General features: G+C 64.5%; 18 protein-coding genes and 1 pseudogene. 14 read left to right on the top strand and 5 right to left on the bottom strand.

The window, feature by feature from the left end; genetic code table 11:
* Positions 1-95 precede the first annotated feature (95 nt).
* The 4 genes from aroA to X751_RS139930 all read left to right on the top strand — a co-directional run bounded on the left by aroA (position 96) and on the right by X751_RS139930 (position 5310).
* Positions 96-1454 carry a 3-phosphoshikimate 1-carboxyvinyltransferase gene (gene aroA / locus X751_RS139915; RefSeq protein WP_023671314.1) on the top strand — a complete coding sequence of 453 codons (1359 nt, stop codon included), beginning with the start codon at positions 96-98 and terminating at the stop codon, positions 1452-1454.
* 240 nt (positions 1455-1694) lie between these two features.
* Entirely contained in the window at positions 1695-2339 is a 645-nt protein-coding gene (gene cmk, locus X751_RS139920) for a (d)CMP kinase (protein WP_023745834.1), read from the top strand.
* A gap of 204 nt (positions 2340-2543) precedes the next feature.
* On the top strand, positions 2544-4241 hold the full coding sequence (gene rpsA / locus X751_RS139925; protein WP_023671316.1) for a 30S ribosomal protein S1: 1698 nt from the start codon (positions 2544-2546) through the stop codon (positions 4239-4241).
* A 247-nt stretch (positions 4242-4488) separates the two neighbouring features.
* Complete coding sequence (locus X751_RS139930; RefSeq protein ID WP_023732646.1) at positions 4489-5310, top strand: MOSC domain-containing protein; 822 nt, start codon at positions 4489-4491, stop codon at positions 5308-5310.
* A 137-nt stretch (positions 5311-5447) separates the two neighbouring features.
* Here the strand turns inward: X751_RS139930 and X751_RS139935 are convergent, their stop codons facing one another.
* From X751_RS139935 to X751_RS139950, 4 genes are all read right to left on the bottom strand, one after another.
* A complete protein-coding gene (locus tag X751_RS139935; protein WP_023745833.1) occupies positions 5448-6155 on the bottom strand; it encodes an SDR family NAD(P)-dependent oxidoreductase in 708 nt (235 codons plus the stop codon).
* 187 nt (positions 6156-6342) lie between these two features.
* On the bottom strand, positions 6343-7923 hold the full coding sequence (locus X751_RS139940; protein WP_023745832.1) for a 5-guanidino-2-oxopentanoate decarboxylase: 1581 nt from the start codon (positions 7921-7923) through the stop codon (positions 6343-6345).
* Complete coding sequence (locus tag X751_RS139945) at positions 7920-8588, bottom strand: TetR family transcriptional regulator C-terminal domain-containing protein (RefSeq protein WP_023745831.1); 669 nt, start codon at positions 8586-8588, stop codon at positions 7920-7922. The genes X751_RS139940 and X751_RS139945 overlap by 4 nt, the downstream gene beginning before the upstream one ends.
* Positions 8558-9430 carry a dimethylarginine dimethylaminohydrolase family protein gene (locus X751_RS139950; RefSeq protein ID WP_023725952.1) on the bottom strand — a complete coding sequence of 291 codons (873 nt, stop codon included), beginning with the start codon at positions 9428-9430 and terminating at the stop codon, positions 8558-8560. The genes X751_RS139945 and X751_RS139950 overlap by 31 nt, the downstream gene beginning before the upstream one ends.
* Between X751_RS139950 and X751_RS1000000167580 the strand changes: the two genes are divergently transcribed.
* The 8 genes and pseudogenes from X751_RS1000000167580 (at position 9357) to X751_RS139985 (ending at position 15949) form a co-directional block, all read left to right on the top strand.
* Positions 9357-9512 carry a hypothetical protein gene (locus X751_RS1000000167580; protein ID WP_196815015.1) on the top strand — a complete coding sequence of 52 codons (156 nt, stop codon included), beginning with the start codon at positions 9357-9359 and terminating at the stop codon, positions 9510-9512. The two genes, X751_RS139950 and X751_RS1000000167580, sit on opposite strands and share 74 nt — an antisense overlap.
* Positions 9513-9656: 144 nt before the next feature.
* Positions 9657-10472, top strand: a complete 816-nt coding sequence (locus X751_RS139955; RefSeq protein WP_023671322.1) for an ABC transporter ATP-binding protein — start codon at positions 9657-9659, stop codon at positions 10470-10472.
* 54 nt (positions 10473-10526) lie between these two features.
* Positions 10527-11327, top strand: coding sequence for a transporter substrate-binding domain-containing protein (locus X751_RS139960; protein WP_023671323.1), 801 nt, complete (start codon positions 10527-10529; stop codon positions 11325-11327).
* Positions 11328-11535: 208 nt separating this feature from the next.
* Positions 11536-12201, top strand: coding sequence for an ABC transporter permease (locus X751_RS139965; protein ID WP_032893169.1), 666 nt, complete (start codon positions 11536-11538; stop codon positions 12199-12201).
* Positions 12201-13010, top strand: a complete 810-nt coding sequence (locus X751_RS139970; protein WP_023745830.1) for an ABC transporter permease — start codon at positions 12201-12203, stop codon at positions 13008-13010. Before X751_RS139965 ends, X751_RS139970 begins: the two co-directional genes overlap by 1 nt.
* A gap of 112 nt (positions 13011-13122) precedes the next feature.
* Entirely contained in the window at positions 13123-14124 is a 1002-nt protein-coding gene (locus tag X751_RS139975; protein WP_023745829.1) for an Ldh family oxidoreductase, read from the top strand.
* A gap of 288 nt (positions 14125-14412) precedes the next feature.
* Positions 14413-14864: pseudogene (locus tag X751_RS139980) on the top strand (DoxX family protein).
* A 104-nt stretch (positions 14865-14968) separates the two neighbouring features.
* Positions 14969-15949, top strand: a complete 981-nt coding sequence (locus X751_RS139985; protein ID WP_023745827.1) for a complex I NDUFA9 subunit family protein — start codon at positions 14969-14971, stop codon at positions 15947-15949.
* Positions 15950-15964: 15 nt separating this feature from the next.
* Here X751_RS139985 and X751_RS139990 read toward each other — a convergent pair whose 3' ends face one another.
* Positions 15965-17335: a cytochrome P450 gene (locus X751_RS139990; RefSeq protein ID WP_023745826.1), complete on the bottom strand. Its 1371-nt coding sequence runs from the start codon at positions 17333-17335 to the stop codon at positions 15965-15967.
* Positions 17336-17552: 217 nt separating this feature from the next.
* Between X751_RS139990 and X751_RS139995 the strand changes: the two genes are divergently transcribed.
* Together X751_RS139995 and X751_RS140000 are read left to right on the top strand one after the other, a co-directional pair.
* Entirely contained in the window at positions 17553-18122 is a 570-nt protein-coding gene (locus X751_RS139995; protein ID WP_023745825.1) for an NADPH-dependent FMN reductase, read from the top strand.
* Positions 18123-18198: 76 nt separating this feature from the next.
* Positions 18199-20829, top strand: coding sequence for a caspase family protein (locus X751_RS140000; RefSeq protein ID WP_023745824.1), 2631 nt, complete (start codon positions 18199-18201; stop codon positions 20827-20829).
* Positions 20830-20902: the final 73 nt, after the last annotated feature.

Below are 20902 nucleotides of genomic sequence, written 5' to 3'. Positions count from 1 at the left end.
GACCATGGGGATGACCATTCGTGCCCGCCGTGATACGAGACCGCCGCAACAAATGAAAAGCGCCGGTGCGCCGGCATTCCGTCCAGGGAAATTCCATGTCTCACGCCGCCGCTGCCAAGCCGGCCACCGCCCGCAAATCATCCGCCCTTTCCGGCACCGCTCGCGTGCCGGGCGACAAGTCGATTTCGCACCGTTCCATGATGTTCGGCGGCCTTGCCTCCGGCGAAACCCGCGTCACCGGCCTGCTCGAAGGCGAGGATGTGATGCGCACGGCGGCCGCCATGAAGGCGATGGGCGCGCATATCGAGAAGCGCGGCGCCGAGTGGGTGATCCGCGGCACCGGCAATGGCGCGCTGCTGCAGCCGGAAGGCCCGCTCGATTTCGGCAATGCCGGTACCGGCTCCCGCCTCACAATGGGCCTCGTCGGCACTTACGACATGGAAACGACCTTCATCGGCGACGCATCGCTGTCGGGACGGCCGATGGGCCGCGTGCTCGAACCCTTGCGCCAGATGGGCGTGCAGGTGCTGAAGGCGACGCCGGGCGACCGCATGCCGATCACGCTGCATGGGCCGAAACACGCCGCACCCATTACCTACCGCGTGCCGATGGCCTCGGCGCAGGTGAAGTCGGCCGTGCTGCTGGCAGGCCTCAACACGCCCGGCATCACCACCGTGATCGAACCGGTGATGACGCGCGATCATACCGAAAAGATGCTTAGGGGATTTGGCGCCAATCTCTCGGTCGAGACCGACGAGCGCGGCGTGCGCCACATCTTCATCGAGGGCCAGGGCAAATTGACGGGGCAGACCATCGCCGTGCCCGGCGACCCCTCCTCGGCCGGCTTCCCGCTGGTCGCGGCACTGATCGTGCCGGGTTCGGACATCGTCATCGAGAACGTGCTGATGAACCCCACCCGCACCGGCCTGCTTCTAACGTTGCAGGAAATGGGCGGCCAGATCGACATCTTGAACCCGCGCAATGCCGGCGGCGAGGATGTTGCCGATCTGCGCGTGCGCTACTCCGAGCTCAAGGGCGTCACCGTGCCGCCCGAGCGGGCGCCGTCTATGATCGACGAATATCCGGTGCTGGCGGTTGCCGCGAGCTTCGCCGAGGGCGAGACGTTGATGCAGGGGCTGGAAGAGCTGCGGGTGAAGGAATCCGACCGACTGGCAGCGGTTGCCAATGGGCTGAAGCTCAACGGCGTCGACTGCGCCGAAGGCGAAGCTTCGCTCGCGGTGCGCGGAAAGCCCGGCGGCAAGGGGCTGGGCGGCCATCCCAATGGCCAGGACACGACGGTGCAGACGCATCTCGACCATCGTATCGCCATGAGCTTCCTGGTAATGGGGCTGGCAACGGAAAAGCCGGTGACCATCGACGACGCCGCCATGATCGCGACGAGTTTCCCGGAGTTCATGGGTCTGATGACGGGGCTCGGTGCGGAGATCGGGTAGGTTGATGCCAAGCGCAAAGCAAGCAGAGATGTCGGCGGGACAGCGCCCCCCTCTGTCCTGCCGGACATCTCCCCCTCAAGGGGGGAGATCGGCCGTCACAGCGGCTTTCGCCAGTTTTCGAAATTGCAGGAAAGAGTGGGGCGCAGAAGCTTCTGATCTCCCCTCTGGAGGGGGAGATGTCCGGCAGGACAGAGGGGGGCGCGAAGGATCGCGGCGTCTGTCTTTCGTGTTGGCCCGCCAATGACCTTCACCATCGCCATCGACGGTCCCGCCGGCGCCGGCAAAGGCACGCTGGCCCGACGGCTGGCCGACCACTACCGCCTCAACCTGCTCGACACCGGCCTCACCTACCGCGCCGTCGCCTATGCGTTGATCCGGCACGCGCTGCCACTCGACAATGTCTCAGCAGCCGAAACCGCCGCACGCCAGGTCGATCTGGCAAAGCTCGACCGTGCGGTGCTGTCGGCGCATGCGGTTGGCGAGGCGGCCTCGAAGGTCGCGATTTACCCTACCGTCCGGCGCATCCTGGTCGAAAAGCAGCGCGATTTCGCCAGGACACCGCCAGGCGCGGTGCTCGACGGGCGCGATATCGGCACCGTCGTGTGCCCCGATGCCGACATAAAACTCTATGTGACGGCGAGCGCGCAGGTGCGCGCGCAGCGCCGGCTGGCGGAGATCGAGAGCATTGGCGGCACTGCCGATTACGCCGAAATCCTTGCCGATATCGTGCGGCGCGACGAGCGCGACATGGGCCGCGCCGACTCGCCGCTGAAGCCGGCGGCGGACGCGCACTTGCTTGATACCTCCGAAATGGCTATAGAGGCCGCGTTTCTAGCGGCCAAAGCGATCATCGACGACGCCCTGGCTAAGAGAGACAAAGCCTGATCCAGGGTTTTCCCGCTCCACCGATTGCCGGAAGCGAAGAAAATACCCATATCGGGCACGAACCAGCCTGCCAGCATTCTTCATGCGCCGGAATTGCCGCTTAGGCGGCCCAGGGCTTTTGTAGCCCGGAACGCCGGCAGGCCAACGCAACGCTAACCCACGGCGCCCGTTCCGCTTCAGATGCGGGGCACTCCAGGAGAAAATATGTCAGCTGCAAATCCCACTCGCGACGATTTCGCGAGCCTGCTCGAAGAATCATTTACCACCGGTCACTCCGGCGAAGGTCAGGTCGTCAAGGGCACGATCCTGGCGATCGAAAAAGACATGGCCATCATCGATGTCGGCCTCAAGGTCGAAGGCCGCGTGCCGCTGAAGGAATTCGGCGTCAAGGGCAAGGACTCGACGCTCAAGGTCGGCGACACGGTCGAGGTTATGGTTGAGCGCATCGAAAACGCGCTGGGCGAAGCCGTCCTGTCGCGCGACAAGGCCCGCCGCGAAGAGAGCTGGGTCAAGCTCGAAGAGAAGTTCACCAAGGGTGAGCGCGTCGAAGGCGTCATCTTCAACCAGGTCAAGGGCGGCTTCACTGTCGACCTCGACGGCGCCGTGGCCTTTCTGCCGCGCAGCCAGGTCGATATCCGCCCGATCCGCGATGTCTCCCCGCTGATGCACAACCCGCAGCCCTTCGAGATCCTCAAGATGGATCGCCGCCGCGGCAACATCGTTGTGTCGCGCCGCACCGTGCTCGAGGAAAGCCGCGCCGAACAGCGTTCGGAAATCGTGCAGAACCTCGAAGAAGGCCAGGTTGTCGAAGGCGTCGTCAAGAACATCACCGATTACGGTGCGTTCGTCGACCTCGGCGGCATCGATGGCCTGCTGCATGTCACCGACATGGCATGGCGCCGCGTCAACCACCCGACCGAGATCCTCAACATCGGTCAGACGGTCAAGGTGCAGATCATCCGCATCAACCAGGAAACCCACCGCATCTCGCTCGGCATGAAGCAGCTCGAGAGCGATCCGTGGTCCGAGATCGGCACCAAGTTCCCGATCGGCAAGAAGATCAAGGGTACCGTCACCAACATCACCGACTACGGCGCGTTCGTCGAGCTGGAGCCGGGCATCGAAGGCCTCATCCACGTTTCGGAAATGTCGTGGACCAAGAAGAACGTGCACCCCGGCAAGATCCTGTCGACGACGCAGGAAGTCGACGTGGTCGTGCTCGAGGTCGATCCGGCCAAGCGCCGCATCTCGCTCGGCCTCAAGCAGACGCTCGAGAATCCGTGGCAGGCTTTTGCCGCGAGCCATCCGGTCGGCAGCCAGGTCGAGGGCGAGGTCAAGAACAAGACCGAGTTCGGCCTGTTCATCGGCCTTGAAGGCGACGTGGACGGCATGGTGCACCTCTCGGACCTCGACTGGACCCGTCCGGGTGAGCAGGTCATCGAAGAGTACAATCGCGGCGACATGGTCAAGGCGCAGGTGCTCGACGTCGACATCGACAAGGAGCGCATCTCGCTCGGCATCAAGCAGCTGGCCAAGGATACGGTCGGCGAAGCGGCGACTTCAGGCGAACTGCGCAAGAACGCGGTCGTCACCTGCGAAGTCACCGGCATCAAGGATGGCGGCCTGGAAGTGCGGCTGGTCGACAGCGGCATAGAGACCTTCATCAAGCGCAACGACCTCAGCCGTGACCGTGACGAGCAGCGCCCCGAGCGCTTCTCGGTCGGCCAGAAGCTGGACGCCCGCGTCATCGCCTTCGACAAGAAGACCCGCAAGCTGCAGGTCTCGATCAAGGCGCTGGAAATCGCCGAAGAGAAGGAAGCCGTCGCACAGTACGGCTCTACCGACTCCGGCGCTTCGCTGGGCGACATCCTTGGCGCCGCGCTGAAGAAGCAGGGCAGCTAAGCCGCTTTGCGCGCAGCGCGTAAGCCGCTTCGCGCAAGCGTAAGCCTCGGCTGCGCCTCGCGCGCAGCCTGAACAAGAAAACCCGCGGGCCGCAAGGCTCGCGGGTTTTTCATGCTCGGCTGCGCGATTGGCACTAGACTAAGACTGTGCAACCCCTTCAATTCCACACGCGCGGTTGTAGGCTCGGCCGTCGTTGCAGACGTAAACACGGAAGTCCGGCCCTTCGGGCAACGGAGAAGCATGCGCGATGAAGGTCGTCGAACTCTATCGCTATCCGGTCAAGAGCCTGCGCGGCCATGCCGTGCCGAGCGCCGACATCGAGACAATGGGCATGGAAGGCGACCGCCGCTGGATGGTCGTCGACAAGGATGGGCAGTTCCTCACCATTCGCCAGATACCTGATATGACGACGATCGACGTCGAGCATCGCGGAACGGGCATCCTGTTGAAACATGACAGGCATGGCTCGCACTTCGTCGAGGCTCCGGCTCCCGGCACCGCGCTCCGGCAAGTCAAGATCTGGAAGGATATGGCTGCCGCGCGGCCGGGCGATCCGGCCGCCGGCGCCTATCTCTCGGCTATTCTTGGCCGGCCTGTCGATCTCGTCTATTTCGACGATCCGCAAAACCGGCCGGTCGATGCGGAATTCGGCCAGCCCGGCGATTTCGTCGGCTTTGCCGACGGTTTTCCGCTGCTGATCGCCACGACAGGCTCGCTGAACCATCTGAACAGCCATCTTGCCAGGCCCATCGAGATGGCGCGGTTCCGGCCAAACATCGTCGTCGACGCAGACGGCGCATGGCCTGAAGACAGCTGGAAGACGATCCGCATCGGCACGGTGGAGTTGCGGATCGCAAAGCCCTGCTCGCGCTGCGTCATCACCACCCGAGATCCGTTGAGCGGCGAGCAGCCGGACCCGCGCGAGCCGTTGCAGACGCTTGGCAAACTCCACCGCTCCGCCAAGGGCGGCATCATTTTCGGCCAGAATGCCATTCCCAACAACGCCGGCACGATCGCCATCGGCGACGCAGTCGAGGTCGTGGAAGCGGGCGTCTCGAACCTGACGTAGTCGCAGCCCTTCTAATGCCGTGGAGGCGTCGGCGGGTCGCCATGATTGAATGGCCAACCTCCGCTGTAGATCAGGCGAGGTCGGCAAAGGCCGCCATCGGAAGCCAAACCAAATGAGCCGCTCTGCGCGGCGGAACTTCAGGCGCGGCCGTAGAGCGGCGCCAGCGTTCCGCTCATTGCCAGATTGGCCGGTGATGCCAGATAGGCGATTGCCTCGGCGGCGGCTTCGAGGCTGACCCATCTGCCGAAATCGGCGTCCGGCATGTCGGCGCGGTTGGCTGGCGTATCGAGCGTCGAGGGCGCCACCGCGTTGACCAGTATGCCTTTGTGCTTCAGCTCTTCCGCCATCGCCACGGTCATCGCCGCCACCGCCGCTTTGCTGGCGGTATAGGCGACCATGCCGGCGCCTCGGCGCGGATCGAGCCCGGCGCGTGCCGTGACATTGACGATGCGGCCCGCTGTGTTCGAGCCCAGCATGGAGCGCACCGCAGCGCGGCAGCACAGAAAGGCGGTGCGGGCGTTGGTGTCCATCATTTCGGCAAAGGATGCGGATTCGATCTTCTCGACGGGGGCCATGGCAAAGCCGCCGGCCAGATGGATGGAGGCCCACAATTCGGGGACGCTGTCATAGAAGGCATCGACCTTGGCAGGATCGGCGAGATCGACATTGTGCGCCAGCCGGACGCGATCATGGGCCGCGAAGGGGAAATGCGAGGGGGCCGACGCGTGGGCATTCGGCACATGGCAGATCGCGCCGTCCCCCAGCAATTTGCCGACGACCGCGGCACCCAGCGCCCCGGTGCCACCGGTCACCACGATATGCTTGCCCTGAACTGTTTCCGTCATCCTGGACGCTCCTGTCGTTTCTTATGATTATGTCGCTTGTCGTGCCGCGCCGACGCAGAGCGTCGCGCCTTTTGCACGATCACTCAACCGACATCTCGACATGGCAGTTGTTGCGTCTTTGCATCGCTCGAAGTCGCCGACCGCCCCCTTCTGACCCGCGCATTGACGTAAAGCGCGCGGTCAAGCGTCAGTCGATGGTGATTTCGACGACGTGAGGCATGCCCGTTGCGCGTGCGCGTTTGAGCGCATCGGCGAGACCGGCAGTACCGGCAAGCCGTTCGGCTGATATGCCGTAGGCCTCGGCCAGCTTGCAGAAATCCGGCGGCGCCGGCGACACGCCGACCGGCTCGACGCCGACATCGAGCATCGACGTTTCGATCTCGCGATAGCATCTGTTGTTCCAGACGACGAAGATGACCGGTGCGGGTGCATCGAGCGCCGCGCCCAGCTCCGGCAAGGTGAACTGGAAGCCGCCGTCGCCGGTGAGGCAGACCACCGGCACGCCGGGCATGGCAAGGGCTGCGCCGATCGCCGCCGGTGGTCCGTAGCCGAGCGCGCCGAAACCGGTGGCGGCATTGAACCAGCCGCCTGGCCGGTCATGGTCGTAGTAAAGGTTGGCGGCGTAGATCGGCTGGGTGGAATCGCCGACGATGATGGCGCCCGGCAGCGCGTCGCGAATGGTTTCCACCGCACGCACCTGCGCGGCATAGGCCGGGCTGAGCTCGGCAAAGGCCGCCTTTCTCGACGCGGCTGCGCGGCTCTCGCCGTCCTTCGCCGCGGCATGATCAGGGTGGAGCGCGCCAAGCAGTGCGCCAAGCGCCTCCGCGCAATCGGCCTGGATGCCGACGCTCACCGGGCGGCGGGCGAGCTGGTCGGCGCCGATATCGATGCGGATCAGATTGGCGGGCAGCACGAAGCCGCCATCGCTGTAACCGTCATAGTCGGTCGGGCCGAATTCGGTGCCGGCGGCGATGACCAGATCGGCGTCTGCCATCAGCGCACGCACCGCCTTCAGGCTGGGGCTGGCCGGCACGCAAAGCGGATGCGCGTGCAGCAGACCGCGCGCATTGGCGGTCTGGACGACAGGTGCGCCGAGCCGCTCGGCCAGGCGCTGCAGTGGCTGTTCGGCGCGCTTGGCGCCGCCACCGGCAAGGATCAGCGGCCGGCGCGCGGCTGCGATCAGTTTGGCTGCCTCGGCAATGGCTGCGCCATCCGGCGCCGGCGGCGCTGCATTGGTGAGCGAAGCAGCGATGCCGTCGGCCGGTTTGACCATGACGTCGGTCGGGATCTCGATATGGACGGGGCCCGGCCGCGACGACGAAAACAGCGCGAAGGCCCGCGCCAAAGCGCCAGGCAATTCGCTGGCCTCGGTGACACGCTGCGAAAACAGCGCCACCTTCTCCATCATGCCGCGCTGGTCCGGCAGTTCGTGCAGGAAGCCCAGCCCCTTTCCCAGCGTCGGCATCGCGTTGACGCCCGAAATCACCAGCATCGGCACCGAATCGGCGCGCGCCTGGCCCATTGCGGTGATGGTGTTGGTCAGCCCCGGTCCGGTGATGACAAAGGCAACGCCCGGCCGGCCGCTGGCACGGGCATAGCCGTCGGCCATGAAGCCGGCGCCCTGTTCGTGACGCGGCGTGACATGGCGTATCTTTGAACGCGCCAGCCCGCGGTAAAGCTCGACAGTGTGGACGCCAGGAATGCCGAAAACGGTGTCGACGCCATGCGCTTCGAGCAGCGTGATCAGCGCTTCGCCGATGGTGGTCATGGCTTCTCTCCCTTTTGCGGTGCGAGGCCGAGCTCGGCCTCTATGGCTTTGACGCCGATCGCCGCCAATTCGCCAGGCGAGAACATCTCTGCGGCCATACAGCCTTCGATCCAGAGCCCGTCGATGATCGCGTTGATGGCAATGGCATGGCGGCGCAGTTCATTTGCGTTTGGCCTGCGCTGCTCGGCGCCGAGCACTTCAGCAACGACTGCTTCCACCTCGTTGCGAAAGCCAAGATAGCCTTCGCGGTGGGCGCGAGCCAGGCTCGGATCCGCGCCGGCGCGGCCGATGAAGGTTGCCCAGAGCGAAAACACGCGTGCATCGATGATCGGGGCGTTGAGGTTGGCGGTAACGAAGGCCGCAAGGCGCTGGCGCGGCGCGGCGTCTTCCATGAGCAATGCTGCCTTCGCCTGCTCGGTCATACGGCCCATCAGCGCCGCGTACGCTTCCTGCAGCAAGTCTTCCTTGCCGGGGAAATAGTGCCGGATCAGCCCCGCGGTGACGCCGGCGCGCAGTGCGATGGTGCGCAGGCTGGCGCCCTCCAGCCCATGTTCGGCCACGCTGTCCAGGGTCGCGTCGATCAAATCCTGCCGCCGCCGCTCCTCGCCCTCGCGGCGGAACTTGCGGCGCTCATTCATTGCCGCAGGATGGGCCGCGTCAGGCATGTCGGCCCACCTTCGCAGGCGATGCAGAGGGCATCCGCCTCGAAGATTTGAACCGTGCAGCCGGCGGCTTCCATCGCGGCCTTGGTCTTGGGAAAGCCGGCGACGGCAATGACCTTGTGCGGGCTGGTCGGCAGCACGTTCAGGCTGAGGCCGTTGGACGCGGCAAACTCTTCGGCGTCGCCTTCCACCAGCCGGATGCCGCGCGCCTTCAGCAACTGATAGAACGGCGCCGGCAAAAGCGGTGAATAGACCAGGGCCAGGTCGTCGGCCAGCGGGCTGATCACCGACATCAGATGCAGGCACGCCTCCTCGCCCTGCCACAGCGGCAGATCGAAGCCGTAGACGGAAATGCCGAGCGGCGTCAGCAGGTTGGAAACCTGCTGTATGCCTTCCTGGTTGGAGCGCACCCCGCGCCCGATCACCAGCGTGCTGGCATCCAGCCATACGCAATCGCCGCCTTCGACCTGGCCGGGAGCCTGGACGCGGCCGAGGATGGGAATACCCAGGCGTGTGTAGGTTTCCTCATGCAGCGATGGCTCCCGGGCGCGCAATGGCTTGCCCATGGACAGGATCAGCGCGCCGCGGTCGGTCATCAGCGACGGGTCGTGGGTGAATACGGAATCCGACAGCCCGTCGGCCTTGTCATCGATCCATTCGATTTCGGCGCCGGACGCCGTCACCAGCTCAGCGAGAGCCGCGTGCTGCGCCGCCGCTTTCGCCGGGTCGAAACCCGGGCCATAGTGCCAGGTAGCCCGGTCGGCACCGCGCATGGCATTGGCCGCCGACCGCATCAGCACGCGCCGCAACGGCGCCGCCATGGATTGTGATCCGAAAGCGCTCATCAGTGCCCTTTTCAATGCCGTGTTCAAGGTGAAAAAAATGGAAAAATTTTCATCGGAGGCTATTTATACACTTGCACAATAAGGCCGCAAGTGCCGTAATGAGCGGGATTGACGGGCTCGCGCTGTTGGGTCCATGCTGAAGTCTGGAGTGGGCATTACAGCGTATGTTGATTAGCCGGATAGACGTTCGACGATCTGCCGTGGACCCTGGGGCAGAGGTTCCCCGGTGAGCGCGGCGGGAACCGCCGCAGTCCAATCCGGCAAGGCGCAGGACGGCGCCGCCGAAGCCATCCATGTCGAGAACCTGCACAAGAAATTCGGCCATCTGCATGTGCTGAAAGGCGTTTCGCTGTCGGCGCGCGACGGCGAGGTGATCGCCATTATCGGCGGCTCGGGTTCCGGCAAGTCGACGCTGCTGCGCTGCATCAACTGCCTGGAAAACCCGACCAGCGGCATCATCCGCGTCAATGGCGAGGAGATCAAACTCAAGGCCGACAGCCACGGCCACACCGTGCCCGCCGACCGCCGGCAGATCGAACGCATCCGCGCCAAGCTCGGCATGGTGTTCCAGAACTTCAACCTGTGGAGCCACATGACGCTGATCGAGAACGTCATCGAGGTTCCGGTGCATGTTCTGGGCGTCAGGCGCGACGTGGCGATCAGGGAAGCCGAAAAGCTTTTGGCGCGCGTCGGCCTGGCCGAAAAGCGCGACGTCTATCCGGCCTATCTCTCGGGCGGCCAGCAGCAGCGCGCGGCGATCGCCCGCGCCCTGGCCATCAACCCGCGCGTCATGCTGTTCGACGAGCCGACCTCGGCGCTCGACCCGGAGCTGGTCGGCGAGGTGCTGAAGGTGATCGGCGACCTGGCGCGCGAGGGCCGCACCATGGTGCTGGTCACGCATGAAATGAAATTCGCCCGCGAGGTCGCGACCCATGTCGTCTACCTCTGCAACGGGCTGGTCGAGGAAGAGGGGCCGCCGGAGCAGATATTCGGCGCACCGAAATCCGAAAGGCTGAAGCAGTTCATCCGCAACATCGGCTAGGACAAGCCGGGACGGAAGAAAACCGGGAACCAACAACAAACTGGGAGTCGTGACATGAAGACTGTTCTGAAAACATTCGCCGCAGCGCTGCTGCTCGGCGTTGCCGCCATGGGCGTGGCCAAGGCCGATCCGGTCAAGATCGGTGTCGCCGCCGAGCCCTATCCGCCCTTCACCTCGCCGGACGCTTCCGGCAAATGGGTTGGCTGGGAAATCGAGTTCATCGACGCCGTCTGCGCCGAGGAGAAGCTCGACTGCGTCATCACGCCTGTCGCCTGGGACGGCATCATCCCGGCGCTGACGACCAAGAAGATCGACGTCATCGCCAGTTCGATGTCGATCACCGCCGAACGCGAGAAGACCATCGACTTCTCGGATAAGTACTACAACACGCCGACCGCCATCATCGGCCCGAAGGACCAGAAATTCGGCGCCACGCCGGACGATCTCAAGGGCAAAGTGCTCGGCGTGCAGGTGTCGACCACCCATTCGGCCTATGCCAAGAAGCATTTCGGCCCCACGGCCGCCGAGATCAAGGAATACCAGACCCAGGACGAAGCCAACAACGATCTGGCCGCAGGCCGCCTCGACGCCGTCCAGGCGGATTCGATCGCGCTCGACGCATTCCTGAAGTCGGACCAGGGCAAGGCCTGCTGCGATCTGAAGGGCATGGTGGCTCCGGACGATGAAGTGCTCGGACCGGGCGTGGGCGCCGGCGTGCGCAAGGAAGACACCGACCTTAAGGCCAAGATCAACGCCGGCATCAAGGCGATCCGCTCGAACGGCAAATATGACGAGATATCGAAGAAATACTTCGATTTCGACATTTACGGTGGTGGCGGCGCGCAGTCGAACTGACGATCCTCGCATGAGCTGAGGGGCACGGCGCCAACGCCATGCCCCTCCTGCCCGACCTTTCCCAGACATGCTGCCACCGACGCTGCCGTCGGCGGTGGTTGAAGCCAGCAATCCGGGGGCGACGCTGATCGACGCACTTCTTTCGGCCTCGGCGGCCGGCATCATAGAACTTCTCTCGCCCAATCCGCCGGGCTGGGGCGGCACGCTGTTGCTTGGGCTGCTCCATTCGATCGAGATCGCGCTCGGCGCCACGGTCCTTGGTCTCCTGATCGGCACCGGTGGCGCCTTTGGCAAACTTTACGGCGGGCCGGTCGTACGCGACTTGCTGGCGGTTTACACCACCATCGTGCGCGCCGTGCCCGAACTGGTGCTGATCCTGCTGCTCTATTATGCCGGAACAGACCTGATTAACCAGGCGCTGACGGCAATGGGCTACCAGCGCGTCGACGTCAGCGGCCTTGCGGCAGGCATCGCCGTGCTCGGCTTTGTCCAGGGCGCCTATTCGACCGAAGTGATCCGTGGCGCCATCCTGGCCATACCGCAGGGCCAGATCGAAGCCGCTCGCGCCTATGGCATGTCACCCGGGCTCATGCTGCGGCGCATCACCTTGCCGGCGATGCTGCCCTTCGCCATACCCGGGCTCGCCAATCTGTGGCTGATCGCCACCAAGGATACGGCCCTTCTGGCAGTCGTCGGCTTTTACGAACTGGCGCTGGCGACGCGGCAGGCGGCGGGCGTCACCAAAGCCTATTTCACCTTCTTTTTCGCCGCGGGCGTGCTCTATCTCATCTTGTCGCTGGTCTCCAACCTGCTCATCGGCCGCCTCGAGGCCTGGTCGCGGCGCGGTATGCCGTCGCTCAAGGATGCGCGCTGATGGCCGGAGAAGCGATCATCATCAATGTTGCCGCGCGGACGTCGCTGTGGCTGCAGCCGCATCGCATCGTGCTGATCCTGATCGCGATCGGGCTGGTGCTGAGCGCTGCCTTCTTCATGCGCTGGGACTGGCTGCCGCAATATTATGAAATGGGGCTTCTCGGCATCTGGCGGTCGCTGTGGATCCTGGCCGTCACCTGCTTTCTCGGCTTCCTGCTCGCCGTGCCGCTCGGGCTCGCGCAGGCCGCCGGCTTTTTCTGGTTTTCCGCGCCCGCCAGGACATTCTGCACCGTCATCAGGGGCACGCCGCTGCTGATCCAGCTATGGCTGCTCTATTACGGGCTGGGCTCGCTGTTTCCGCAATTTCCCTGGATCCGCGAATCCTGGATGTGGCCGTATCTGAGGCAAGCCTGGCCTTATGGAGTGCTGGCGCTGACCTTGTCCTTCGCCGGCTATGAGGGCGAAGTGATGCGCGGCGCCTTTGCCGGCGTGCCGAAGGGGCAGTTAGAGGCGGCCCGCGCTTTCGGCATGAGCCGCTGGAAGATTTTCCGCCGCATCTGGCTGCCGCAGGCCATCTACCGGGCGCTGCCGACGCTGACCGGCGAAACCGTGCTGCAGCTGAAGTCGACGCCGCTGGTGGCGACGATCAGCGTCATCGACATCTTCGCAGTCTCGTCCAAGGTCCGGCAGGACACCTACCTCACCTACGAACCCTTGCTGCTTTTGGCGCTGATCTACATGATCATCACCGGCATACTGGTGTTTGCATTCAGCAAGATCGAGGCGCGCATACCGAACAAGGTGGGCTAGGGAATAGTGAGTAGGCAGTAGTGAGTAGTCAGCATATGACCGGGAAACCGCTTGCTTTCGCTACTCCCTACTGACTACTCCCTAATCACTCACCACCAATCGGGTCCGCACCATGCAACTCTCTCTCGACCAGGCAACAGGGCTGTGCCGGATGGCGGCGCTCGGCGCCGGCGCCAATGAGGAGGCGGCGAAGTCGCTCACCGCCTCGATCATTGCCGCCGAGGCGGAAGGGCTTTCGACCGTCGGGCTGACCCATTTCATCGATTACCTCGAAGCGCTGGAAGCCGGCCGCATCGACGGCAATGCCGATCCCGTGATCACCAGGCCGGCGCTCGCCGTCTATCAATCCGATGCGCGTGGCGGCCTCGCCCATACCGGCTTCGACCGCACCATCGACGACCTCGCCAAGGCGGCAAAGCTGTTCGGCGTCGCCATCTTCTCGCAGAAGAACGCTTATACCTGCGGCGCACTAGGCTATTTCACTGGGCGTCTGGCGCAGCTGGGATTGGTCTCCTTCGCCGCCACCAACGGGCCGGCGGTGCTGGCAGGCTCGGGCTCGGTCAAGCCGGTCTATTGCACCAACCCGATGTCGTTTGCGGCACCCGCCGCCGATGGCGCGCCGCTGGTCATCGACCAGTCGTCGAGCGCCACCGCCTTCGTCAACATCCGCAAGGCGGCCGAGGACGGCAAGAAGATCCCCGAAGGCTGGGCGCTGGACGCCAGCGGCAATCCGACCACCGATCCGGCCGCGGCCATGAAGGGCGCCATGCTGGCCTTCGGCGGCCAGCGTGGCGCCAACATCGCGCTGATGGTCGAAGTCCTGGCTGCCGGCCTGTCGGGCGCCAACTGGTCGCTCGACGCGCCGTGGTTCTCCGGCGGACCGGACAGCCCCGGAACCGGCCTGTTCGTGCTCGCTGTCGAGCCCAAGCTGCTCGACCCGGATTTCGAGCAGCGCATGAAGGACCAGCTCGACCGGCTGCGCCGGCGCTTTGGCGTGCACGTGCCGGGCCGGGCGCGGGCCGAAGCGGCCGAGAAGGCGCAGGCGCGCGGCATCAATGCCTCCAAAGCCGTAGTGCAGCGCATTTCCGAATTCGCCGAGCGCTATTCGGGCTGAAGCAGTCCTGCGACAACGAATTTTTACGCGACCTGGCTGAACCTTTCTACCGATCGCAACGACCAATAGCTGCCGGGTCGGGTTTGCCCGGTCGGTGTCTTCTGTCGGATGCGTTTAGGGCCCGGGCGGGCGTATGCCGTCTCAGGTTATCCGCCGCGTTGCGCTCTGTCCCGACAGTTGCGTCACCCGGAAAACCCCGCTTCGGCGGGGTTTTCTGCGTTCGTGTTAACTTGACTTGCCGGAACCATCGGGCGTTTGCGAGAGGTCATCACAACAACAGGAGCTACGATGTCCGCAACCACCGACGCTCCCGCGGCAGACTGATCATTCCGGTGTTTGGCCGCCTGTACTCGTCGCTGCATGACGGCGCCGAAACCCTTCTGCGCGTCGTCGCCGGCGGGTTTCTCACCATTCACGGCTCGCAGAAGATCACCAACCCTTTCGGCGCCGCCGAGATGGTCGAAGGCCTCGGCTTCTATCCCGGCGCGTTCTGGTCGTTGCTTTTGTCCTACACCGAATTCTTCGGCGGCATTCTGATCGCCATCGGCCTGTTGACTCGGCCCGCAGCCTTTGCCGGTATGATCGTGCTGCTGGTCACCGTCTGGTTCCACTGGATCACTGTCGGCCAGGGCTTTTCCGGCGCTGAAAAGTCGCTTCTATGGGCGGCGATCCTGCTGTTCTTCGTTATCCGCGGCGGCAACCGCCAGTCGGTCGACGCGCGCCTCGGCAAGGCGTTCTGAAGGGTCCATAAGAGGGTGGCAGCGACGACGCGTCACCCTTTGCCTTTGGCCCAAAACGGACTATGAAACGGCTTCAGCCAAGCTTTCGAGCGCCGGAGCCAGCCATGACCGAAATCCTGCAGATCCCCAAGCTCGTGGTCGTCTTCGGCGGCTCCGGCTTCGTCGGCCGCCACATCCTGCGGGCGCTGGCCAAGCGCGGCTACCGCATCAGGGTGGGGGTGCGCCGGCCCGATCTAGCGGGACATCTGCAGCCGCTCGGCAATGTCGGCCAGATCCAGCCGGTGCAGGCCAATGTGCGCGTGCGCTGGTCTGTCGACCGCGCCGTGCAGGGCGCCGACCATGTCATCAATCTGGTCGCCATCCCGCATGAAAGCGGCCGGCAGAAATTCAACACCGTGCACGAATTCGGCGCCCGCGCCGTCGCCGAAGCCGCACGCTCGGTCGGCGCAGGGCTCACCCACATCTCGGCGCTGGGCGCCGACCTCAACGCCGAATCCGACTATGCCCGCACCAAGGCGCTCGGCGAAAAGGCCGTCCTGGAGACGATCCCGGACGCCGTCATCTTCCGTCCGTCGATCAATTTCGGACCCGAGGACAGTTTCTTCAACCGCTTCGCCGACATGGCGCGCTATTCGCCGGTGCTGCCGCTAATCGGCGGCGGCCAGACCAAGTTCCAGCCGGTCTATGTCGGCGATGTCGCCGAAGCGGTGGCGCGTTCGGTCGAGGGCAAGATCAAGGGCGGCCAGATCTATGAACTCGGCGGGCCGCAAGTGCTCACCTTCAAGCAGTGCATGGAAGAGCTGCTCACCGTCATCGAGCGCAAGCGGCTCCTGGTGCCGGTGCCGTGGTGGATGGCCAATCTGCAGGCCTCGATCCTCGGCCTGCTGCCCAACCCGTTGCTGACCAAGGACCAGGTGCTGCTGCTGCGCCAGCCCAATATTGTGTCGGAGGAGGCCAACAAGGCCAACCGGAACCTTGCCGGCCTCGACATCCAGCCGCAGTCTATCGGCACAATCCTGCCCAGCTATCTCTGGCGCTTCCGCGCCGCAGGCCAGTTCCAGCGCAAGCCTGCCGGGATCGCGTAACAAGGCGTTGCGCCGTTAAACGCGCCGCGTGACCTGCATCGGCAGGCCGCCTTGCGGCTGTGTCGTCAGTTTCTGCACCGGCCACGGCTTGGTCTCGGCCGTCACGTCGAAGCGGAAGCGCGACAGCATGACGGCCAGCGCAATGATCGCCTCCTGCATGGCGAAGCTGGCGCCGATGCAGATGCGCGGACCGGCGCCGAACGGCAGATACTGGAAGCGGTCGATCTTCTCGCGGTTTCCCGGATGGAAGCGTTCGGGCATGAAGGCGTCGGGCATGTCCCACAGTTTTCTGTGGCGGTGCACTACCCAGGGCATGACCAGTACGGCCGCGCGCTTGGGGAGCACCAGATCGTTCCAGGTCTCCGTCTCGATCGGCTCGCGGTTGATCGACGGCGCCGGCGGATAAAGCCGCAGCGCCTCCTCGAAGGCGGCGCGGGTGAACGGCATTGCGTCGAGCCATTTCGTTGGGTCGGGTTCGCGCGCCAGCACGGCCTCGATCTCGCGCTCGACCTTTTCACGCTCCCACGGCGCTTCGGCGAGGCAGTAGATCGTCCAGCCCAGTGCCCGCGCGGTGGTCTCGTGGCCGGCGCCGATGAAGGTGATGATGTTGTCCTCGACTTCCGCCCGCGTCAGCCCGTCGGGGCCTTCGGCGCGCAGCAGAAGCGTCAGGAAATCCTGCGGCGCGGTGTCGGGGTCGCGCTTCAGCCGCTCCTCGCGCATCTTGACCGTATCGGTGACGATCTTGCGGAAATAGGCCATGGTCTTGCGGCCGCGGATGCGGGTCAGCCGCGGCAGCCATTCGGGCGCGCGCAACAGGTCGAGCGGATCGACACGGCCCATGGTTTCGAACAGGCGGTCGATCTCCTGCGCGAAACTGCCGGGCTCGCCCGCAATCTCGCCCGAAAACAGCGTCTCGGCCAGGATATCGTAGGTGAGCAGCGTCATGTCATGGGCGACATCGGTCATGCCGCCTTCGTCATAGCGGGCGACGAACTGCATCGTGCGGCGCAGCATCGGCTCGGCGAAGCCGAAGATATGCCGCGGCGTGAACACCGGCGCCATCGCCTTGCGCGAGCGCTTCCACACCTCGCCTTCGGCGGTCAACAGCCCGTCGCGCAAGATCGGTCGCAGGATCATCTGGCGCACCGTCGCCATCTTGTAGTTCTTGGCGTTGTCGATCAGCACGTGGCGGATAAGGCCGGGATCGTTGGCGACGATCAGATGCCCGCCGACGCCATTCGCCGAAATCCAGGGCTCGTTGTAGGTGTGCTCGCCCCACAGTTCGAGCGGATTGCGGTAGACGATCCGCATCATCTCCAGCGTCGAAGGCGGCGTCGTGCGCGGCCTGGGCGCCGGCGGCACGAAGGGGACGGGCTGCGTGTCCATGAGGTGCTCCGCTGATAGCTCAGATGTAGTGGCTGGCAATCCGGGCGTCCATGTGACCGAACGGCAAACTGAAACGCTGCAGCGCCCGGTGTGCCCGACAGACGGTGTGTTCATCGGATCGTGACCGCCGGTGAAACGGTTGCGGCTTGTCCGGTTGGACACTCTGCCATAGGTGACAGTTACCAACAGCTACTGCCAATCGCCCAGGAGAGTCCGCTTGAAGCACAAGCTGAACATCATAATCGGCAGCACGCGGCCGGGCCGCGCCGGGCCGGTCTTCGCCCACTGGCTGGAGGATTTTGCCCGCGAGCACGGCAAATTCGAACCGGTGCTGACCGACATTGCCACGTTCCATCTGCCGGTTCTGGACGAGCCGCATCACCCCAGGCTCGGCAATTACCAGAACGACCACACCAAAGCCTGGTCGAAGGTCATTGATGCCGCCGACGCCTTCGTGTTCGTTGCGCCGGAGTACAATTATTTCGTGGCGCCTGCGATCGTCAACGCCATCGACTACCTTGCGCGCGAATGGAAATACAAGCCAGCCGCCATCTTCAGCTATGGCGGCGTTTCCGGAGGCCTGCGCGCCGCGCAGGCGCTGAAGCCGCTGCTGACCGCGGTGGGCGTCATGCCCATCTCGGAAGGCGTCGCGCTGCCGATGTATCAGAAACTGCTGGAGAGCGACGGCTCCTTCCAGGCTAGTGAGCAGGTAGAGGGTGGGACCAAGACCATGCTGGACGAGCTCTCGCGCTGGAGCGGGGCGCTGAAGCCGATGCGGGCTACGTAACGCAGCCGGCCGCGGCTTGCTCATGCCATAAAGAGGTGGAATGGTCGGCAGGTGACTGAGCCGGGGGCGGTTCGATTTGCGCCTGTTGTTTGCCTTGCTGTTGATGCTTGCGACCACCGCCACAGCGGTGGCGGAGCGGCGCGTGGCGTTGGTCATTGCCGAGGACGACTACCGGCTGGTGCGGCCGCTGGCCAATCCTGTCAATGACGGCGAGGTGATGGAAGTGGCGCTGAAGAAGCTCGGCTTCGAGGTCGTGGTCGAGACCAATCGTGATCTCAGGCGCATGCGCCGGGCTCTCGACGATTTTCGCGAGGACGCCATGGGCGCCGACGTGGCGCTGGTGTATTTCTCCGGCCATGGCGTCGAAATCTCCGGCGACAACCGTCTTCTGCCGGTCGATGCCGATGCCTCCTCGCTCGACCAGCTGGAGGAGACCAGCCTGCCGTTGGAGGAAGTGCGCGATGCGGTTGCCGCCACGGCGAAGGTCGGGCTGATCGTGCTCGACGCCTGCCGCAGCGATCCGTTCACAGGCGGCAACGGCGACGGGCGTGGCGCCACATCGCTGATCAAGGACCTGGTGGACAAGATCAAGCCGGGCCTCGGACGCGTCGGCAAGGCGGAAAACATCCTGTTCGCCTTTTCGGCGGCGCCCGGCGAGACGGCTGCCGACGGTACCGGTGCGAATTCGCCCTTTACAGCGGCGCTGATCAAATACCTCGGCACCGACGGGCTCGAAATCCGCTCGGTGCTGACGCTGGTGCAGCAGGAGGTCTACGACCTTTCGCGCGGAAAACAGCTGCCCTACGTCGAGAGCGGGCTGCCGAAGCTGTTCTTCGCCTCGGCGGCCAAGGAACAACTGCCGGAGCGCGAGCGGCTGTTGCTTGCCATGGCCGATGTGACGCCGGAAATGCGCGGCGCGGTCGAACGGGTCGCCAGCGATGCCGACATGCCGCTGGCGCCGCTCTATGGCGCGCTGATCAGTTCCGACACCAGCCATCTCTCCGGCGAAAGCCTGGACGCCAAGCTGCGCGAGGCGGCCGACGCCTTCGTCAAGGTGCGCGGCGAGATGAAGACGCTGGCCGCCGACGACCCGCAGGTGACCGAACTGCGCCGCCAGGCCGAGGAACAGTTGGCGCTCGGCGCTTTCGATGGTGCACGCGTGATCCTCGCCAAGGCCGCCGACGTCGACAATGTCTCGCGCCAGGCGTTGAAGGCCAATTTCGTCAGCCGCACCCTGTCCGAAGCCGCGACGCGATTTCTCTCGGGCGGCGCGGCGCGTGCCACCCTGGACTATGCAACCGCCATCAAGGACTATGAAACGGTGCTGGCGCTCTATGGCGAAGCCGGGCAGACCTCGCTCAGCCTGGAACAGGCCGACCGCCAAAGCCGCACGCTGGAAGAGCTCGGCATCCTCTACACAACGGTCGGCAACACCGACGCCGCCGGCCGCGCCTTTGCGGCGCTGGTCGCCAATCTTGAGCAGCGAGCGCGCCAGGAAACCGATCCGAGCGTCAAGCGCGACCTCGCCATCGGCCATATCAAGTTCGCCAACATCAAGATGGCGCAAGGCGATCTGCCGGCCTCCCTGCAAAACTATGAGGCGGCCAAGGACATGTTGCAGGGCCTGACCACAGACGTGCCGGACAAGAAGGACTGGCTCGGCGATCTCGCCATGGCCCATGACAAGATCGGCAATGTGCTGGCCACGCAAGGCGATGTGGGTGCGGCAGCCCAAGCCTACCAGCAAAGCCTGTCCATCAAGCAGCAATTGGCCGATGCCGAGCCGAACAGCGTCTATCTGCTGCGCGACCTGACCATTACCTACGACGAAATCGGCGGTCTTGCCCGCACCGCCGGCCAGCTGGATGGCGCCCAGACTGCATTCGAAGAGAGCCTGAGAATTCGGCTGGCGCTGGCGCAGAACAACCCCGACGACCCCAGGCATCAGCGCGCCGTCTCCGTCAGCTACACCAGGATCGGCGACGTCCTGCGCGAGCGTGGCGACGCTGCGGGCGCGCTCGACGCCTACAACAAGAGCCAAATAATCGCCGAAGCGCTGGTGCGCCGCGACTCAAACGACACCGATTTGAAGCGCGACCTGTCGGTCGGTTACGCCAAGATCGGCAATGCTTACGGCGACCAGAAGGACTGGCCACTCGCGTTGGAGGCCTACCAGCAGGCGCTGGCCACGGCGCGAGACCTTGCCGCCAGCGACCCAGGCAACACCGATTGGCAGCGCGACCTGTCGGTCTGTCTGGAAAAAATTGCCGGCGTGTTTGATGCCCAGGGCGATATCGCCGGTGCTTTGCAGAACTACCAGGACAGTCTCGTCATTGCCGACCGGTTGGCAAAGCTCGACCCGGGCAATTCCGATTGGCAGCGCGACCTGTCGATCACGTTCGAGGAAATAGGCCTGCTGGAGACCAAGCAGCGCCACTATGAGGGCTCGAAGAAGGCCTTCGAAGCCAGCCTGGCCATCCGCCAGCGGTTGGCCCTGTCCGATCCGGACAATGCGATCTGGCAATTCGATCTGGTACAGGCCTACATCAACTATGCCTATGTGGCGAAGAATCCGAAGGCTGTGTTGTCGCAGGCGTTAGACCTGACGCTGGAGCTTGACCGCACAGGCAAACTGGCGCCGAGGGACAAACCCACGATCAAATATCTGCGCGGTCTTCTGGCCAAATTGAAAGCCGCGAAAAAATAGCCGGCTGCCAGCTCGGGAATCAGCCCTGAAATGCCCGCAAACCTTGGAAAAACCGCCTTTTGCGCCTATATCT

Source organism: Mesorhizobium sp. LNJC394B00 (assembly GCF_000502555.1).
Classification (GTDB): Bacteria; Pseudomonadota; Alphaproteobacteria; order Rhizobiales; family Rhizobiaceae; genus Mesorhizobium.
Note: the sequence above shows the minus strand (reverse complement) of the source record. Positions and strands in the feature narration are given on the sequence as shown.

Bases quoted from the DNA above. Each gene is read 5' to 3' on its own strand.
- aroA (WP_023671314.1), top strand. From the start codon at position 96: ATGTCTCACGCCGCCGCTGCCAAGCCGGCCACCGCCCGCAAATCATCC.
- cmk (WP_023745834.1), top strand. From the start codon at position 1,695: ATGACCTTCACCATCGCCATCGACGGTCCCGCCGGCGCCGGCAAAGGC.
- rpsA (WP_023671316.1), top strand. From the start codon at position 2,544: ATGTCAGCTGCAAATCCCACTCGCGACGATTTCGCGAGCCTGCTCGAA.
- X751_RS139930 (WP_023732646.1), top strand. From the start codon at position 4,489: ATGAAGGTCGTCGAACTCTATCGCTATCCGGTCAAGAGCCTGCGCGGC.
- X751_RS139935 (WP_023745833.1), bottom strand. From the start codon at position 6,155: ATGACGGAAACAGTTCAGGGCAAGCATATCGTGGTGACCGGTGGCACC.
- X751_RS139940 (WP_023745832.1), bottom strand. From the start codon at position 7,923: ATGACCACCATCGGCGAAGCGCTGATCACGCTGCTCGAAGCGCATGGC.
- X751_RS139945 (WP_023745831.1), bottom strand. From the start codon at position 8,588: ATGCCTGACGCGGCCCATCCTGCGGCAATGAATGAGCGCCGCAAGTTC.
- X751_RS1000000167580 (WP_196815015.1), top strand. From the start codon at position 9,357: ATGGCATTGGCCGCCGACCGCATCAGCACGCGCCGCAACGGCGCCGCC.
- X751_RS139950 (WP_023725952.1), bottom strand. From the start codon at position 9,430: ATGAGCGCTTTCGGATCACAATCCATGGCGGCGCCGTTGCGGCGCGTG.
- X751_RS139960 (WP_023671323.1), top strand. From the start codon at position 10,527: ATGAAGACTGTTCTGAAAACATTCGCCGCAGCGCTGCTGCTCGGCGTT.
- X751_RS139970 (WP_023745830.1), top strand. From the start codon at position 12,201: ATGGCCGGAGAAGCGATCATCATCAATGTTGCCGCGCGGACGTCGCTG.
- X751_RS139975 (WP_023745829.1), top strand. From the start codon at position 13,123: ATGCAACTCTCTCTCGACCAGGCAACAGGGCTGTGCCGGATGGCGGCG.
- X751_RS139985 (WP_023745827.1), top strand. From the start codon at position 14,969: ATGACCGAAATCCTGCAGATCCCCAAGCTCGTGGTCGTCTTCGGCGGC.
- X751_RS139990 (WP_023745826.1), bottom strand. From the start codon at position 17,335: ATGGACACGCAGCCCGTCCCCTTCGTGCCGCCGGCGCCCAGGCCGCGC.